Origin of the sequence: Halomicrobium sp. IBSBa, from assembly GCF_017612575.1 — an archaeon.
Lineage (GTDB): Archaea > Halobacteriota > Halobacteria > Halobacteriales > Haloarculaceae > Halomicrobium.
Genome location: NZ_JADPQC010000001.1, coordinates 1,206,284 through 1,220,124, shown reverse-complemented (window position 1 = coordinate 1,220,124; position 13,841 = coordinate 1,206,284). Strand labels below are relative to the sequence as shown.

Sequence of the window (13,841 nt, the reverse complement as noted above, 5' to 3'; positions counted from 1 at the left end):
GGGGGTGGGTTCGCTCACTCTCCGACCGGCTCCAGGTCGGGCTCGAACAGCGCCTCGACGCGGCACTCGAAGTAGGCGGCGAGCTTGAACGCCAGCGCCAGCGACGGATCGTACCGCTCTCGCTCGACCGCGTTGATCGTCTGTCGTGAGACACCGACGGCTGTTGCCAGTTCGCCCTGGCTCAACCCCGCTCGTTCCCGGTAGGTGTCGATCTCGTTTTTCATGCTCCTCGCTGGCTCACTCGTACTGTCGCTTCACGAACCAGTGGACGGCTCCGAACACGAGGATCAACAGGAGATATCCCCAGAGGGCACCCCGGACGGCGGCGGGAGCGGTGTAGACGCCGGTCGTCGAGAGGACGACGTCCGCCGGCAGACCGAGTATCGCCACGACGGTGACGAACAGGAACGTCGTCTGACTCGCCTCGCGCTCCATCCGCTGTTCGAGTTCGTCGCCGACCGACACGGGCGACTGCCAGTAGCCGACGGCCATCCCGAGACAGCCCAGCCAGTACAGTCCCAGTCCCGCAAAGAGCACCACGGCCCTGTCGGTCAGCATCCACAGCGCGGTCGCGACGAAGAAACTCAGCACGCCGAAACCGACCGACCTGTTGATCCACTGGCTGTACTGCTCGCGCTTCTCGACTCGCTGTCTGGCGGTGAGTTCCTCGCTCATGGGTATCGCGGGTGTAAAGCACCCTTTACAGTAAAGTATACTTTACATCCTGATAAAGCTACCGCTCAGACCCAGCTCTCGGTCGCCGCTCACGTCGTCACTGTCCGGGAAAGCACCAGCGGTGGTCGTCACTCCGCCCCAACTGTCTCTGGGTGATGACGGCCGACTCCGTCACTCGTCGGTCTGATGAACTCCGAACACACACTCCAGCCCGAACACGACGACTGCCATCGTGACGGCCTGGACGACGAGCAATCCGCTGCCCAACACCATTCCGACGACGAGGACACCGAGCCCCGTCGCCGTCCCCAGTATCGCCGCGTACGGCACGCGAGAGCGGTCTCGCAACCACGCGTCGACGCGGTCGTACAGTCGCCTCGCTGTCTCCATACACTGGACACGACCACGACACGGAAATAGCTGCTCCGAGCCTGCGGGGCTCCCCGAACTGACGGCATCGCTCCGATGCCCTCCCGCAAAACATGGGTGAAAAGACGGACTCGCTTCGCTCGTCCGGTCCCCTCGGATCAGACGGAGAACTCGAAGAGGTCGTCGCACAACCATCTTTTGACTCGTCGGGTCGCTGACGCGACCACTCCTCGCAAAACATGGGTGAAAAGACGGACTCGCTTCGCTCGTCCGGTCCCCTCGGATCAGACGGAGAACTCGAAGAGGTCGTCGCCCACGTGGTGGATCGACTCGACGACCTTCCCGCTGTCGCCGACCATCTCGTCGCCGCTCGCCTTCGCACGCCCGACGGCGAGGAACTTCCCGTGTGACTCCTCGTTGATCGCGACGAGATCGCCCGCGGCGATGTCGTCGTCGGCCTCGGTGATGCCGGGTCGCATCACGTCTGCGCCGTCAGAGACGAACGAGATCGCGCCGCTGTCGACGGTGACGACGTGGTCTTCGGGCGGGTACGCGTTGAGTCCCTCGACGGTGAGGAACGGCTCGCCGTCGACGTACAGCACGAGCGGGTCGCCGTCGACCAGCACCACGTCCCAGTCGCTGTCCTCGAACTCCACTTTCTCGAAGGTGTCGGCGTCTAGTTCCACGCCGAGGTTCGCGACCACGGCCTCCTCGATGGCGTCGATCTCGTCGGCCCTGAGGTGGTGGCGCGACTTGACGTTCATGCCCGCATCGTCGTGGGGAGCGGAGATAAATCGACCGTTCTCGGCCGGCGTCCTCGTCGGACGGCGCTGTACTGGGGGCACCGTCCCGGATCCTGACTGCTGTGCTACAAAAGACCGCTTTGGCGAACAGTTTACTTCGTCGCCCCCGTCCGTCGGGTATGAGCAGGGCAGACGACCTCCAGGACTGTGAGGACTGTCTCGCGCCGGCCGACGCCTTCTCGATCGTCGGCGAGGAGACGCGCCTCTCGATCCTCGAAGCGCTGTGGCGACTCGACGAGCCGGCCGCCTTCTCCGAGATCCGTGCGGAAGTCGGGATGACCGACAGCGCGCAGTTCAACTACCACCTCGGGAAGCTGACCGACCAGTTCGTCCGCAAGACCGACGACGGGTACGAGCTTCGGACCGCGGGCGAGCGGATCGTCCAGGCCATCTTCGCCGGCTCGTTCACCCAGCATCCGGAGCGCGAGATCGAGATCGACGATCCGTGCGTCCGCTGTGGCGCGACCCTGTCGGCCAACTACGTCGACGAGCAGCTGTCGATCACCTGCCCGGCGTGTGGGCACGGCCACGGCGAGTATCCATTTCCGCCGGGGGGACTCCACGACCGGACCGACGCGGAGATCCTGTCGGCGTTCGACCAGCGCGTGCGCCACCTCCACTGTCTCGCCAAGGACGGCGTCTGTCCGGAGTGTAACGGCCGGATGGCGACGACGATCGGACGCGGCGAGGACTGCTGTCTGGGCGTCTCGGTGCGGGCGACCCACCGCTGCCGGCAGTGTGCTCACGAACTCTGTTCGGCCGTCGGGCTGGGACTCCTCGACCAGTCGCCCGTCGTGAGCTTCTACGAGGATCACGGCGTCGACCTCGCGCAGACGCCCTACTGGCGACTCGACTGGTGTGTCGACGACCACCCGGTCACTGTCGTCGACGACGATCCCTGGCGGCTCCGCGTCGACGTGACTCGCGACGGCGACCGGCTCGCTGTCGTCGTCGACGGCGACCTCGAAATCGTCGAGACGCGCCGCGACCCGGCGACGCCCGCCGAGTGACGCCCCGTCCGTCGCTCGCGTGACACGTAGACCAACGCTGAAGGCGATCCCCTCTCTCCTCTCTGTCAATGGCCAGTGCCATCCAGCTGTACACGCTCCGTGACATGGACTGTTCCGTCCCCGAACTCCTCGATCGCGTCGCCGGGGCCGGCTTCGACGGCGTCGAGTACGCCTACCGCGTCCCCGAGGCAGATTCCGAGGCCGTCCGGACGGCACTCGACGAGACCGGCCTCGCGGTGCCGGCCGCACACGTCCCCGTCGACGCCCTCGAAGACGATCTGGCGGCGACGGTCGAGCAGTACCGCTCGCTCCGGACCGAACGGCTCGTGGTTCCCTACCTGGACAGCGAGTCGTTCGGCACCGTCGAGCGCGTCCGCGAGACGGCCCGCCGCCTCGACGGGCTCGCCGACCGGCTCGCGGACCACGACTACCCGCTCCTGTATCACAACCACGACGCCGAGTTCGCCGATCTCGACGGTCGGACGGCCTTCGACGTGCTCGTCGAGGCGACCGACAGCGTCGCCTTCGAACTCGACGTCGGGCTGGCAACCTACGCCGGTGTCGACGCGGCCGCGGTGATCGACAGCCACGCCGACCGGATCGACCTGCTGCACTGCACGGACACGCACGTCGACGCCGCGGAACCGGCTCACGCCGCCTTCGGCACGGGTGATGTGGACTACGACGCCGTCTTCGACGCCGCCGAACGCGCCGGCATCGAGTGGCGCATCTACGAGAACGGATCACAGGACGATCCCGTCGGCGAACTCGACCACGCGGCCGAGCGCTTCCTGTCCTGATCGCCGCCCGCAACGACCGCGAGGGCCGGAGGAGTCGAAAAGTATAGACGTGCCGTCGGAGTAGTCGCACCCGTGTTCTCCGACGGCCTGCTCGCCTCCTGTCGACGGATCGGGACAGGACTGACCGATCGCGTCGCACGGGCGCGTGCGAACGCTACCGCCGCCGACTGGCTCCGGTTCGCCCTGCTCGCGACGATCTGTGTGTTGCTCGCGGTCGTCGCGGTCAACGTAGCGACCTCCACGTCGGCCGAGGACACCTCCCTCCAGCGCGGGACGGTGACCCAGCCGGCCGACAACACGACGATCGTCAGCGTCCAGGGGTACACCTTCGAGGGCTCGGTCAACGACAAGAAGCCCGCTCGACTGATCGCGGCCGACGAGCGCGCGAACACGGACTGGACCTATCAGAGCCGACAGGGGTCCGGTGCCTGGTTCTTCGACGTCGATCCCCTCGACAATGGGAACCTGCTCGTCGTCTCGCCCCGCAGCGGCGAGACGCTGATCTACGAGCTGAATCCCGAGACCAGAGAGCGCGTCTGGGAACGGCGCTTCCCCTTCGAAGACACCCACGACGCCGACATGCTCAGCGAGGACGAACTCGTGATCGGCCACATGCGGGCCTGGAACGAGACCAGCGAGGTCAGCAACGACGAAGTGGTGGTCTACAACCTGACCACCGACGAGATCACCTGGCGCTGGCGATTCCGCGAGCACTTCGACAACGACACCGACGGCGGTATGAACGCCGACTGGAGCCACCTCAACGACGTGGACCAGGTCGGCGAGCACCGCTTGCTCCTGTCGCCGCGCAACTTCGATCAGGCGATCGTCGTCGACCGACGGTCCGGCGAGATCGTCCAGCGACTGGGTCGTGACGACGACTACTCGGTGCTCAACGAACAGCACAACCCCGACTACTTCGTCGGCGAGAACGGGACGCCGACGATGCTTGTCGCCGACAGCGGCAACGACCGGGTCGTCGAGTACGCCCACCTGAACGGCTCGTGGGAACGGACCTGGGAGGTCGGAACGAACTCGCTCAAGTGGCCACGAGACGCCGACCGACTCCCGAACGGCAACACGCTGATCGTCGACAGCCTCAACCACCGCGTGATCGAGGTCACGCCGACCGGCGAGATCGTCTGGGAGTACTACGCCACCTGGGGACCGTACGACGCCGAGCGACTGGGGACCGGCGACGAGTCCAACGGCCCGACGATCCGCCAGCAAAACGCCACCGGCAGCTACGAACTCTCCGGCAGTGCGGGCCTGCGTCCCGGGACCGGCGACAACCTCGACTTCCCGGCTCGACTCCAGGCGACGTTCTCGGGGACGCTGCTGTCCGGTCCCGCGAACGCCCTCGCACAGCTGTGGGGCCACTACATGCCGTGGTTCCGCCCGGTCTGGCTCTCCTCGTGGGACGCCGCGTTCCTCGTCGGTGCGGGCCTACTCGCAGTGAGCTGGGCCGGCGGTGAAGCCATCCTGCGGCGCAAGCGACTCGTCGGCGGGCTCCGGCGGCGACTCCCGTTCTGACACCGTCCTACTCTTCGCGCTCGACCTGTGCTCCCCGGACGTTTTGCTTGACGCTGTGGAGTCCCTGCTTTGCCTTCTGCTTCGAGGCGTATCCCTGACCGCCGTCGGCGATGATGTTCCCGTTGTCGTGGACGAGCCGCCAGCGCCACTGGCCGGCACTGTCCTCGAACAGCTCGAAGGTCGCGTCGCTCCCGCCGTCCCGGCTCTCGTCGTCTTTCGACTGGTCGATCACGTTCGCGCCCGGTGCGTTCGAGCGGACGCTCTCTAACCCCTGCTCTGCCTTCTGGGCCGACGAGTATCCCTCGCCCCCGTCGGCGATGACGTTGCCGTTGTCGTGGACCAGCCGCCAGCGCCACTCCTCGGCGCTGTCCTCGTACAGCTCGAACGTCGCCTTGCTCGCGGCCGCGTCGGTGTCGACGGCCCCCGCTTCTTCGGTCCAGCCGACCTCGATTTCGAGGCTCAGTCGCTCGCCTTCGCGCTCGACTTCGGTCTCCAGGTCGGCCTCCGGCGGTGCCGACACCGTCACCGTCTGTTCCTCGTCGGCCGGTGCGGGCTCGCCCCTGGCGAACCTGCGGGCGAGCCGCCGGAAGTACGACGCGATACCGTTTCGACTGCGCGTCTCGCTGGACTCGTGGATGGTCTCTTCTGGCATACATTCTGATCGTCAAGTGGCAAACACATAGTGGTGACCCTCGTCTCACCGTCGACCGCGCTCGCGGTCAGACGACCGCCAGTCCGCGGGGAAGCTGGCGATACTCGTCGGGCCAGGCCAGATCCAGCGCCGACCACGCCGTCCCGTCCTCGCTCCCGAACAGCCCGTGGTTCGTCAGCGCGTAGAACCGTCCGTCGTGGGCGGCCAGCACCGCCCGCGCGAGCCCGTCGGGGCCCGGCAGTCCCGACATCGCCCGCTCCCAGCCGTCCTCGGTCCGCCGATAGACGTAGGACTCGCCCTCCGTGCTGTGTGCCTCGCGGGCACCGGTTGCCGCTGACACCACGACATCGTCTGGGTCCGGGCCGACTGCCAGTCCCCAGACGTAGCGGTGATCGAGTCCCGACTGGGGGAACGACCACGTGTCGCCGCGGTCTCGCGACTCGGCGTAGCCGTCGCCGGCCGCCGTGTAAACGCGTTCGGGCGCGTCGGGGTGGGTGTCCAGCGTGTGGTTGTCTCGCCGCGCTCCTTCGGGATGATCCTCCCAGTGCTCGCCCGCGTCGTCCGTCCGGACGAGCGCGCCCGCCTCGATTGCGACGGACAGACGGTCGGGATCGGTCGGATCGACGGCGATCCAGCGCACGTGGTGGGTGTCCGGCCGCGGCGGGAACGACCACCGCGACGCCGAGGGGAGGTCCTGCAACCCGGGCCGCTCGCTCCAGGAGTCGCCGCCGTCGTTCGATCGATACACCCGCGAGGGCTCGGTCCCGGCCCAGATCACGTCGGGATCGTGCGGACTGACCGTCACGGCGGTCACACGGTCGTCGGTGTCCAGTCCAGTGGTCCAACTGTCACCGCCGTCGGTGCTGTACTGGAGGCCCGCGTCGACGGTCCCGACGAAGACCCGCCCGGGACGCTCCGGCGCGGCGGCGACACACTCCAGTGAGTCCGCCACGGGTCGCTCCCGGGCCATCCAGTCGTCGTCCTCGATCACCAGCAGACGGTCGTCCAGCGCGGCGTAGCAGGTGGGCATGTGGCTCCCTACGACTTCGCGGGACAAACGTCTCGGGGTGACACTCATACTGACGGCTGTAACTTCGTGAAGATCTTCGCCACCCCGGGGTGGCGAAATCGTTCACAGATTTACAGCCGGTAGTATCACCACGAAGTATTTACCGCAGGCCGGCGCAGGGCCGGCCGCATGGTACACTGCCCTGAATGTCAGACGACCCTCGAAACGGCCGACGACATCGAGTTCGCCGAGACCGACGCGACGACTGGCTTCATCAAAGCCTCAAAACGGTTCTACACGGCCAACTGCGCCGCCTGCGGCCTGACGATCGGCAGCGGCGTCGCCGGTGCGAAGTCGAACGGAGGTGCGGTCTGATGGCCCACTGTCCCGAGTGCGAGGCGACGCTCGACCAGCAAGACGACGTGGAGTTCGTCGACATGGACTCGACGACGGGCTTTTTCACCGCCTCCAAGCGGTTCTACCTCGTCGCCTGCGGCGAGTGTGGGGCCGCGATCGGCAGCGGCGTCGCCGGTGCGATGTGAGCGACGGATCGTGACCGGGCGTTCGCGGCGCTTTGTGCCGTGCGCTCCCGGCGGATTTGAACCGGAGGAAGACTCGCTTCGCTCGTCTTCCAGGGTGCAAATCCGCGCGTGCCATTCGCTGCTCACTGTCGTTCGCAGCAGAATGGGCCCGGGCGGATTTGAACCGAAGCGAGACTCACGCTGCTCGTCTCGCAAGGCTCAAATCCTCACCCGGCGTGATTGCTCCGCTCCTCGTGTCCACTCGTCGCAGCAGCATGGGCCCGGGCGGATTTGAACCACCGGCCTCTTCCTTGTAAGGGAAGCGTCATAACCACTAGACCACGGGCCCGACACCGGCAGAGAAACGATGCGGGGAAATAACCCTTTCTCTCTGGAGGCGACAGCGTTACCCGGATCACACCCCAGGGGTCGAGCATGGAGCGGTCGACAGCGGTCGTCGGGGGAGTTATCGCCCTCCTCGTCGTCGGAGCGCTCGTCGTCTGGTCGGGCGTCTGGCTCCAGTTCGTCGATCCGGGGAGCTACGAGCGGACGACGGTGACGGTCGTCGACGAGGACGGGAGGGAACTCGGCGCGGTCGACGCCCGCATCGCCGACACGTGGCAGCAGCGACTCGTCGGGCTCAGTCGGGCCGAGTCGCTGGCTGCCGACGAGGGGATGGTGTTCGTCCACGACCGACAGGAGCGCCACGGCTACGTGATGCGCGCGATGTCGTTCCCACTGGACATCGTCTTCGCCGCCGAGAACGGGACGATCACGCGGATTCACCACGCGCCCACGCCCGCCGACGGAGCCAGCGAGAGCGACCTCCGGAAGTACAGCGGCGAGGGCAAGTACGTCCTGGAAGTCAATCGCGGCTGGACCAACGAGACCGGCGTCCGCGTCGGCGACCGGGTACAGATTCCCGGCGAGACGACCGATCCTGCGGGGACCGGCGACGAGAGCGGCCCAGACCGACAGACCGCATCCACCCCGGCCTGTGACGCGGGGCCGACGGGGACGCCGTCGCCGACGAACGCGACCGTGACGGCACTGGACGAGGCGTGTACGCCGCTGGGGACCGTCTCCGTGGCGATCGCGGACAACGACAGCGAACGCATCACTGGGCTGAGCGACACCGACTCTCTGGCTGCCGACGAGGGCATGCTGTTCGTCTTTCCCGAAACCGGCGAGCACGCCTTCGTGATGCGAGAGATGTCGTTCCCGCTGGACATCGTCTACGTCGCGCCCAACGGCACGGTCACCCGGATCCACCACGCGCCGGTCCCCGACGGCGAGTACGAGCGCCGGTATCCCGGTACCGGGAAGTACGTGCTGGAGGTCAACCGCGGCTGGACCAACGAGACCGGCGTCTCCGTCGGCGACCAACTGCGACTCCCGAACGTCACCGCGTCGTAGCTGCTCCGTGTGTGCTGTTCTCACGGAGACGACGGGCTTTAGGTGACCGACCCATTCACAAGCGTGCATGGATGTCGACGCCGGGGACGACGACGCCTTCGAGGACGTTCGAGAAAACGTCGATCACCCGATGCGCCGGCTGTTCGCCGAGTACGGCCGGGACAACGCCGGCGCGTTCACGGTCGGTCTACTGAGTAGTATCGTCGCGCGGCTGCTGGATCTGCTGCCCCCGGTGTTGCTCGGGATCGCCGTCGACGCGATCTTCCGGGACAATCGACCGTTCGCGCTGGGGCCGGTCGACCTCTCCGTGTACGCCACCGATCCCGAGTCCCAGGTGATACTCGCGTCGAGTATCATCGCCGGGGCGTTCATCCTCGGTGCCGGGTTCCACTGGACCCGAAACTGGGGGTGGAACGCCTTCGCTCAGCGCATCCAACACGCCGTCCGGACCGACACCTACGACCGGATGCAGCGCCTGAACATGGACTTCTTCGCCGACAAGCAGACCGGCGAGATGATGTCGGTCCTCAGCAACGACGTGAACCGCCTGGAACGGTTCCTCAACGACGGGATGAACTCGGCGTTCCGGCTGTCGGTGATGGTCCTGGGGATCTCGGCGATCCTCTTTTACTACAACTGGCAACTCGCACTCCTGACGCTGGTGATCGTCCCGGCGATCGGCTTCTTCACCTATCGGTTCATCAAAGCGATCCAGCCCAAGTACGCCGACGTGCGCTCTTCAGTCGGCCAGCTCAACTCCCGGCTGGAGAACAACCTCGGCGGTGTCCAGGTCATCAAGACCTACAGCACCGAGAGCTACGAGTCCGACCGCGTCGAGGACACCTCACGCGACTACTTCGACGCCAACTGGGGCGCGATCAAGACCCGGATCAAGTTCTTCCCAGGCCTGCGCGTGCTCGCGGGCGTGGGCTTCGTCGTCACCTTCCTCGTCGGCGGGCTCTGGGTGTACGGCGGCGAAGGGCCGTGGATCTTCACCGGGACGCTGTCCGAAGGTGAGTTCGTCGTCTTCATCCTCCTCTCACAGCGGTTCATCTGGCCGATGGCCCAGTTCGGGCAGATCATCAACATGTACCAGCGGGCCTACGCCTCCGCCGAGCGCATCTTCGGCCTGATGGATACGCCCAGTCTCATCGAGGAGACCGACGACGCCGAGGGGCTGGCGGTCACCGACGGGGAAGTCGAGTACGACGGCGTCACGTTCGGGTACGGAGAGGGCACCGATCCCAGTGACGAGGAGATGATCCTCGACGACGTGTCTTTCACCGTCGACGGCGGCGACACGCTCGCACTCGTCGGGCCGACTGGCGCGGGCAAGTCGACCGTGATGAAACTCCTGATGCGGATGTACGACGTGGACGACGGCGCGGTCAGGATCGACGGCCAGGACGTGCGCGACGTGACCATCCCGAGCCTGCGGGACGCCATCGGCTACGTCAGCCAGGAGACGTTCCTCTTTCACGGCACCGTCCGCGACAACATCGCCTACGGGAGCTTCGACGCCACCGACGAGGAGATCCGCGAGGCGGCCAAGGCCGCCGAGGCCCACGGCTACATCCAGAATCTCCCCGACGGCTACGAGACGATGGTCGGCGAGCGTGGCGTGAAGCTCTCGGGCGGCCAGCGCCAGCGCGTCGCCATCGCCCGCGCGATCCTCAAAGACCCCGAGATTCTCGTCCTCGACGAGGCCACCAGCGACGTGGACACGGAGACGGAGATGCTGATCCAGCGCTCGCTGGACCGACTCACCGCCGACCGAACCACCTTCACCATCGCCCACCGCCTCTCGACGGTCAAAGACGCCGACCAGATCGTCGTGCTCGAAGACGGCCAGGTCGTCGAACGAGGCACCCACGACGACCTGCTGGGCGAGGACGGCCTGTACGCCAACCTCTGGGCCGTCCAGGCCGGCGAGATCGACGAACTCCCCGAGGAGTTCGTCCGGCGCGCGACCGAACGCCGCTCGCAGGTCGACGCCGAGGTCGGGGACGACGATTGACAGCTCTTGCCGGCACACCCGACGCCAGTCTCGTCTGGCGTCGAAGCCAAAGCCGGCGAGGGCGACTGATCTCCTCGGCGCCACTGACGCCAGTCTTGTCTGGCGTCGACATCGAAGCCGAGGAGGGCGACTGACGGATCTCGCCGGCGAACCTGACGCCCGCTTGTCGGGCGTCAACGCCAAAGCCGGCGAGGGCTGACGGATCTCGCCGGGCGAGATGTTCGTAGCAGTTCGGTCAAGAGAGATGTCCTACTCGAAAACGGCTGCCGAGGTGGCTTCGCCGTCACAGCGGTTGATCTGGCCCTACCGAGATGGAGGAGGATGCCCGGCAATTCGCCACCCCCGTCGATCAGCGACGTCGGAGAGCGAAGTACGCAATCACGGCGAGGCCAACGATCGGAGCAACCAACTCGGCCCTAAATCGCGCCCAATCCCTCGTCAGATAGCCGAACCCGAGGCCGAGGATCAACGTTGCGACGAGCAGGCTGGCGAAACCCCAGGCGTACCACGGTAACGAACCGTCGTCACGACGGTCGATCCCTGCACCGGTCAGTGCAGTCAGAGCGGCGACGACGCCGGACACTCCTCACAGCAGACCAATGGTCAACTCTGGTATCCACGCGATCGCTGGTGCGTCCGCAACAGATTCGATCACGGGAAGGACCTGCATAAACGACATTGATCCGCCAACGGCGAGAAACGCCACCGCCTTACTGGTGCGGTCGTTCATCGTATTACAGCTGTTCTTCGTGTTGAATGGACTACTACAGGGTGATCTAGCAATGCCTGTTTGGTCGAAGTATCATCATCCAGTGACATGAGTGCTGTATTCTCTCGTCACAGAGATTTAAAAGACAATGGTCTTGCAAACAATCGAACTGTAGTGCATGAAGCGGCTACTGTGTCTATCAGCGCAGATCGACGCCGGGGCCGGGAACGACGATTAGAGCGACCTGACGGCCGTAATATTTCGCGCCCGTACAGCCACGGCAGTGGCTTCGCCGTCCCTTCGTAGCCCCCGATCTGAACCGACCGAGGTGGCGGAAGCCCGGTCGCCCGCTCTCTGAGATCAACGAGATTGGAGGACGAAGTACGTCGCCACAGCACCGAACGGGGTTACTAATTCGCCTCCGAATCGCAGGAAATCGCCCGTCAGATAGCCGAATCCAAGAGCGACGATAAATATCGCGACCAGCAGGCTAGCCCACCCCCAGGCGTAACTCGGCAACTGATCACTGTCTCGACCGTCGATGTCCGGGCCAGTTAGTTCACCCATGGCTCCGACGATACCCGTCATTGCCCACAGCAGTCCGACAGTCACCTCTGGCACCCACGCCATCGCCGCGGCGTTCGCCGTAGATTCGATCGTGGGAACGATCCGTACAAACGACACTGATCCGCTAAGTCCGAGGAACGCCACCGCCTTGCTGGTGCGGTCGTTCATCGTATTACAGGTGTTCCTGGCCAGAGACGTGATCGTAAAGAGTTGCCGTCCGGTGTCTGCATGGTCGAATTCTATTATCGAATCACATAAATTATTCGTCTATTATATTTTAGAGATAGAATATATTGGATGTACAAATAGTGGTTAGATTTAGATGTATAATGTAGCTACTGTATCTTCCGGTGTCGATCGACGAACTGCCTGAAGAGTTCGTCCGGCGCGCGACCGAACGCCGCTCGCAGGTCGACGCCGAGGTCGGAGACGACGATTAACTGAACTATGGAGCAAATTGTCGTGCGAACACTTCGAGCCGGGCGAGATGGGGGACAGCCCGGCAGTTCGCTCCTTCCGAGATCAGCTACTCCGGAGAGCGAAGTACGTCCTCAGCACAAGGCCAACGATCGGACCACCTAACTCGGGCCCAAACCGCACGAAGTCTCCCGTCAGGTAGCCGAACGCGAGGGCGACGACGAACATCGCGACGAGCAGGCTGGCCCACCCCCAGACGTAACTCGGTAACTGATCGCTGTCACGACCGCCCGAACCAGTCAGTTCGCCCAGGGCGCCGACGATGCCAGCGACAGCCCACAGCAGCCCAACAGTCACCTCTGGCACCCACGCAATCGCCGGGGCATTCGCTGCAGATTCGATTGCGGGAGCAATCCGTAAAAAAGACATTGATCCACAAAGTCCGAGGAACGCCACCGCCTTGCTGGTGCGGTCGTTCATCGTATTACAGGTGTTCCTGGCCAGAGACGTGATTGTAAAGAGTTGCCGTCCGGTGTCTGCATGGTCAAATTCTATTATCGAGTGACATAAATTATTCGTCTATTATGTTTTAGAGATTAAAATATATTGAGTATACAAATACCGGTTAGATTTGGGTGTACAAAGTAGCTACTGTATCTTCCGGTGTCGATCGACGAACTGCCTGAAGAGTTCGTCCGGCGCGCGACCGAACGCCGCTCGCAGGTCGACGCCGAGGTCGGGGACGACGACTGAAAGAGATTGCTGAGACATTCTGTGCGAGCACGCTGCACCGACCGAAGCAGAGGGGTAGGCGGGAGTTCGCTAGCCCTCGGCCGTCAACGATATTGGTGGGTGAAGTACGTCATCGCGACACCGATCGGTGCCACTAATTCAACTCCGAACCGCAGGAAATCGTCCGTGAGATAGCTAAAGGCGAGAGCGACGGTAAATATCGCGACGAGCAGGCTGACCCACCCCCAGGCGTAACTCGGGAGCTTAGTGCCATCACGATGCTCAACGCCCGAGCGGGTCAGCTCACCGAATGCACCGACAACACCTGTCGCTGCCCACAGTAGACCGAGAGTCATCTCCGGGACCCATGCGATCTCCGGGACGTTCGGAGCGGATTCGACCGCGGGAACGATCCGGAAAAACGACACCGATCCACCGAGTATGAGGAATACCACCGTCTTTTGCGTGTGCTCGTTCATTATATTACGATCATTTTCTATATCGGATATAAGTGTGTGTTGAGGGGTCGTCCGGCTTTAGTGTTGACGACGGCGCTCTGTGACGTGTCCTCCCCGGTCGCCGTCCCACCGCAGTCGATCGGTGCGGAGCCG

Annotated in this window: 16 protein-coding genes, 1 tRNA gene and 2 pseudogenes; 8 read left to right on the top strand and 11 right to left on the bottom strand. The window is 64.6% G+C overall.

What is annotated here, in order from left to right; genetic code table 11:
- Positions 1-14: 14 nt before the first annotated feature.
- The 4 genes from IL252_RS06255 to IL252_RS06240 all read right to left on the bottom strand — a co-directional run bounded on the left by IL252_RS06255 (position 15) and on the right by IL252_RS06240 (position 1,808).
- Complete coding sequence (locus tag IL252_RS06255; protein WP_153554557.1) at positions 15-224, bottom strand: helix-turn-helix transcriptional regulator; 210 nt, start codon at positions 222-224, stop codon at positions 15-17.
- 13 nt (positions 225-237) lie between these two features.
- Positions 238-675 carry a hypothetical protein gene (locus IL252_RS06250; RefSeq protein WP_208627289.1) on the bottom strand — a complete coding sequence of 146 codons (438 nt, stop codon included), beginning with the start codon at positions 673-675 and terminating at the stop codon, positions 238-240.
- Between the two features lie 171 nt (positions 676-846).
- Positions 847-1,065 carry a hypothetical protein gene (locus tag IL252_RS06245; protein WP_208627288.1) on the bottom strand — a complete coding sequence of 73 codons (219 nt, stop codon included), beginning with the start codon at positions 1,063-1,065 and terminating at the stop codon, positions 847-849.
- Between the two features lie 263 nt (positions 1,066-1,328).
- Entirely contained in the window at positions 1,329-1,808 is a 480-nt protein-coding gene (locus IL252_RS06240; RefSeq protein ID WP_153554554.1) for an RNA-binding protein, read from the bottom strand.
- Positions 1,809-1,966: 158 nt separating this feature from the next.
- On the opposite strand from IL252_RS06240, the gene IL252_RS06235 reads away from it, so the two are divergent.
- The 3 genes from IL252_RS06235 to IL252_RS06225 all read left to right on the top strand — a co-directional run bounded on the left by IL252_RS06235 (position 1,967) and on the right by IL252_RS06225 (position 5,190).
- Positions 1,967-2,857 carry a winged helix-turn-helix domain-containing protein gene (locus IL252_RS06235; RefSeq protein ID WP_208627287.1) on the top strand — a complete coding sequence of 297 codons (891 nt, stop codon included), beginning with the start codon at positions 1,967-1,969 and terminating at the stop codon, positions 2,855-2,857.
- A gap of 68 nt (positions 2,858-2,925) precedes the next feature.
- Positions 2,926-3,657, top strand: coding sequence for a sugar phosphate isomerase/epimerase (locus IL252_RS06230; protein WP_208627286.1), 732 nt, complete (start codon positions 2,926-2,928; stop codon positions 3,655-3,657).
- A 72-nt stretch (positions 3,658-3,729) separates the two neighbouring features.
- Entirely contained in the window at positions 3,730-5,190 is a 1,461-nt protein-coding gene (locus IL252_RS06225) for an aryl-sulfate sulfotransferase (protein WP_208627285.1), read from the top strand.
- A gap of 7 nt (positions 5,191-5,197) precedes the next feature.
- On the opposite strand, the gene IL252_RS06220 is transcribed toward IL252_RS06225, so the two are convergent.
- Positions 5,198-5,842, bottom strand: coding sequence for an HVO_2922 family protein (locus tag IL252_RS06220; protein WP_208627284.1), 645 nt, complete (start codon positions 5,840-5,842; stop codon positions 5,198-5,200).
- A 67-nt stretch (positions 5,843-5,909) separates the two neighbouring features.
- Complete coding sequence (locus IL252_RS06215) at positions 5,910-6,872, bottom strand: hypothetical protein (protein ID WP_208627283.1); 963 nt, start codon at positions 6,870-6,872, stop codon at positions 5,910-5,912.
- A 168-nt stretch (positions 6,873-7,040) separates the two neighbouring features.
- On the opposite strand from IL252_RS06215, the gene IL252_RS06210 reads away from it, so the two are divergent.
- The gene (locus IL252_RS06210) at positions 7,041-7,226 is read left to right on the top strand and encodes a hypothetical protein (RefSeq protein ID WP_153554548.1); all 186 of its coding nucleotides are present in this window, start codon (positions 7,041-7,043) and stop codon (positions 7,224-7,226) included.
- On the top strand, positions 7,226-7,393 hold the full coding sequence (locus tag IL252_RS06205) for a hypothetical protein (RefSeq protein WP_012807947.1): 168 nt from the start codon (positions 7,226-7,228) through the stop codon (positions 7,391-7,393). Before IL252_RS06210 ends, IL252_RS06205 begins: the two co-directional genes overlap by 1 nt.
- A 255-nt stretch (positions 7,394-7,648) precedes the next feature.
- Here the strand turns inward: IL252_RS06205 and IL252_RS06200 are convergent.
- Positions 7,649-7,721 (bottom strand) — tRNA-Val (locus IL252_RS06200).
- An 86-nt stretch (positions 7,722-7,807) separates the two neighbouring features.
- Between IL252_RS06200 and IL252_RS17825 the strand changes: the two are divergent.
- The 3 genes and pseudogenes from IL252_RS17825 to IL252_RS06190 form a co-directional block, all read left to right on the top strand.
- Positions 7,808-8,293 (top strand): annotated as a pseudogene (locus IL252_RS17825) (DUF192 domain-containing protein); the annotation flags it as partial.
- A gap of 171 nt (positions 8,294-8,464) precedes the next feature.
- Positions 8,465-8,788: pseudogene (locus IL252_RS17820) on the top strand (DUF192 domain-containing protein); the annotation flags it as partial.
- A 67-nt stretch (positions 8,789-8,855) separates the two neighbouring features.
- On the top strand, positions 8,856-10,805 hold the full coding sequence (locus IL252_RS06190; protein ID WP_208627281.1) for an ABC transporter ATP-binding protein: 1,950 nt from the start codon (positions 8,856-8,858) through the stop codon (positions 10,803-10,805).
- Positions 10,806-11,391: 586 nt separating this feature from the next.
- Here IL252_RS06190 and IL252_RS17570 read toward each other — a convergent pair.
- The 4 genes from IL252_RS17570 to IL252_RS06170 form a co-directional block, all read right to left on the bottom strand.
- A complete protein-coding gene (locus IL252_RS17570; protein ID WP_244256865.1) occupies positions 11,392-11,535 on the bottom strand; it encodes a hypothetical protein in 144 nt (47 codons plus the stop codon).
- A gap of 339 nt (positions 11,536-11,874) precedes the next feature.
- Entirely contained in the window at positions 11,875-12,249 is a 375-nt protein-coding gene (locus IL252_RS06180; RefSeq protein ID WP_208627280.1) for a hypothetical protein, read from the bottom strand.
- A 354-nt stretch (positions 12,250-12,603) separates the two neighbouring features.
- On the bottom strand, positions 12,604-12,978 hold the full coding sequence (locus IL252_RS06175) for a hypothetical protein (protein WP_170092675.1): 375 nt from the start codon (positions 12,976-12,978) through the stop codon (positions 12,604-12,606).
- A gap of 356 nt (positions 12,979-13,334) precedes the next feature.
- Positions 13,335-13,709 (bottom strand): hypothetical protein, encoded by a 375-nt coding sequence (locus IL252_RS06170; protein ID WP_208627279.1) that lies wholly within the window; start codon positions 13,707-13,709, stop codon positions 13,335-13,337.
- Between the last annotated feature and the right edge of the window lie 132 nt (positions 13,710-13,841).

Excerpts from the sequence above, each read along its gene's own strand:
- IL252_RS06170 (WP_208627279.1), bottom strand. The coding sequence starts at position 13,709 with ATGAACGAGCACACGCAAAAGACGGTGGTATTCCTCATACTCGGTGGA.
- IL252_RS06235 (WP_208627287.1), top strand. The coding sequence starts at position 1,967 with ATGAGCAGGGCAGACGACCTCCAGGACTGTGAGGACTGTCTCGCGCCG.
- IL252_RS06250 (WP_208627289.1), bottom strand. The coding sequence starts at position 675 with ATGAGCGAGGAACTCACCGCCAGACAGCGAGTCGAGAAGCGCGAGCAG.
- IL252_RS06210 (WP_153554548.1), top strand. The coding sequence starts at position 7,041 with ATGGTACACTGCCCTGAATGTCAGACGACCCTCGAAACGGCCGACGAC.
- IL252_RS06175 (WP_170092675.1), bottom strand. The coding sequence starts at position 12,978 with ATGAACGACCGCACCAGCAAGGCGGTGGCGTTCCTCGGACTTTGTGGA.
- IL252_RS06240 (WP_153554554.1), bottom strand. The coding sequence starts at position 1,808 with ATGAACGTCAAGTCGCGCCACCACCTCAGGGCCGACGAGATCGACGCC.
- IL252_RS06230 (WP_208627286.1), top strand. The coding sequence starts at position 2,926 with ATGGCCAGTGCCATCCAGCTGTACACGCTCCGTGACATGGACTGTTCC.
- IL252_RS06205 (WP_012807947.1), top strand. The coding sequence starts at position 7,226 with ATGGCCCACTGTCCCGAGTGCGAGGCGACGCTCGACCAGCAAGACGAC.
- IL252_RS06220 (WP_208627284.1), bottom strand. The coding sequence starts at position 5,842 with ATGCCAGAAGAGACCATCCACGAGTCCAGCGAGACGCGCAGTCGAAAC.
- IL252_RS06190 (WP_208627281.1), top strand. The coding sequence starts at position 8,856 with ATGGATGTCGACGCCGGGGACGACGACGCCTTCGAGGACGTTCGAGAA.
- IL252_RS06215 (WP_208627283.1), bottom strand. The coding sequence starts at position 6,872 with ATGCCCACCTGCTACGCCGCGCTGGACGACCGTCTGCTGGTGATCGAG.
- IL252_RS06180 (WP_208627280.1), bottom strand. The coding sequence starts at position 12,249 with ATGAACGACCGCACCAGCAAGGCGGTGGCGTTCCTCGGACTTAGCGGA.
- IL252_RS17570 (WP_244256865.1), bottom strand. The coding sequence starts at position 11,535 with ATGAACGACCGCACCAGTAAGGCGGTGGCGTTTCTCGCCGTTGGCGGA.
- IL252_RS06245 (WP_208627288.1), bottom strand. The coding sequence starts at position 1,065 with ATGGAGACAGCGAGGCGACTGTACGACCGCGTCGACGCGTGGTTGCGA.
- IL252_RS06255 (WP_153554557.1), bottom strand. The coding sequence starts at position 224 with ATGAAAAACGAGATCGACACCTACCGGGAACGAGCGGGGTTGAGCCAG.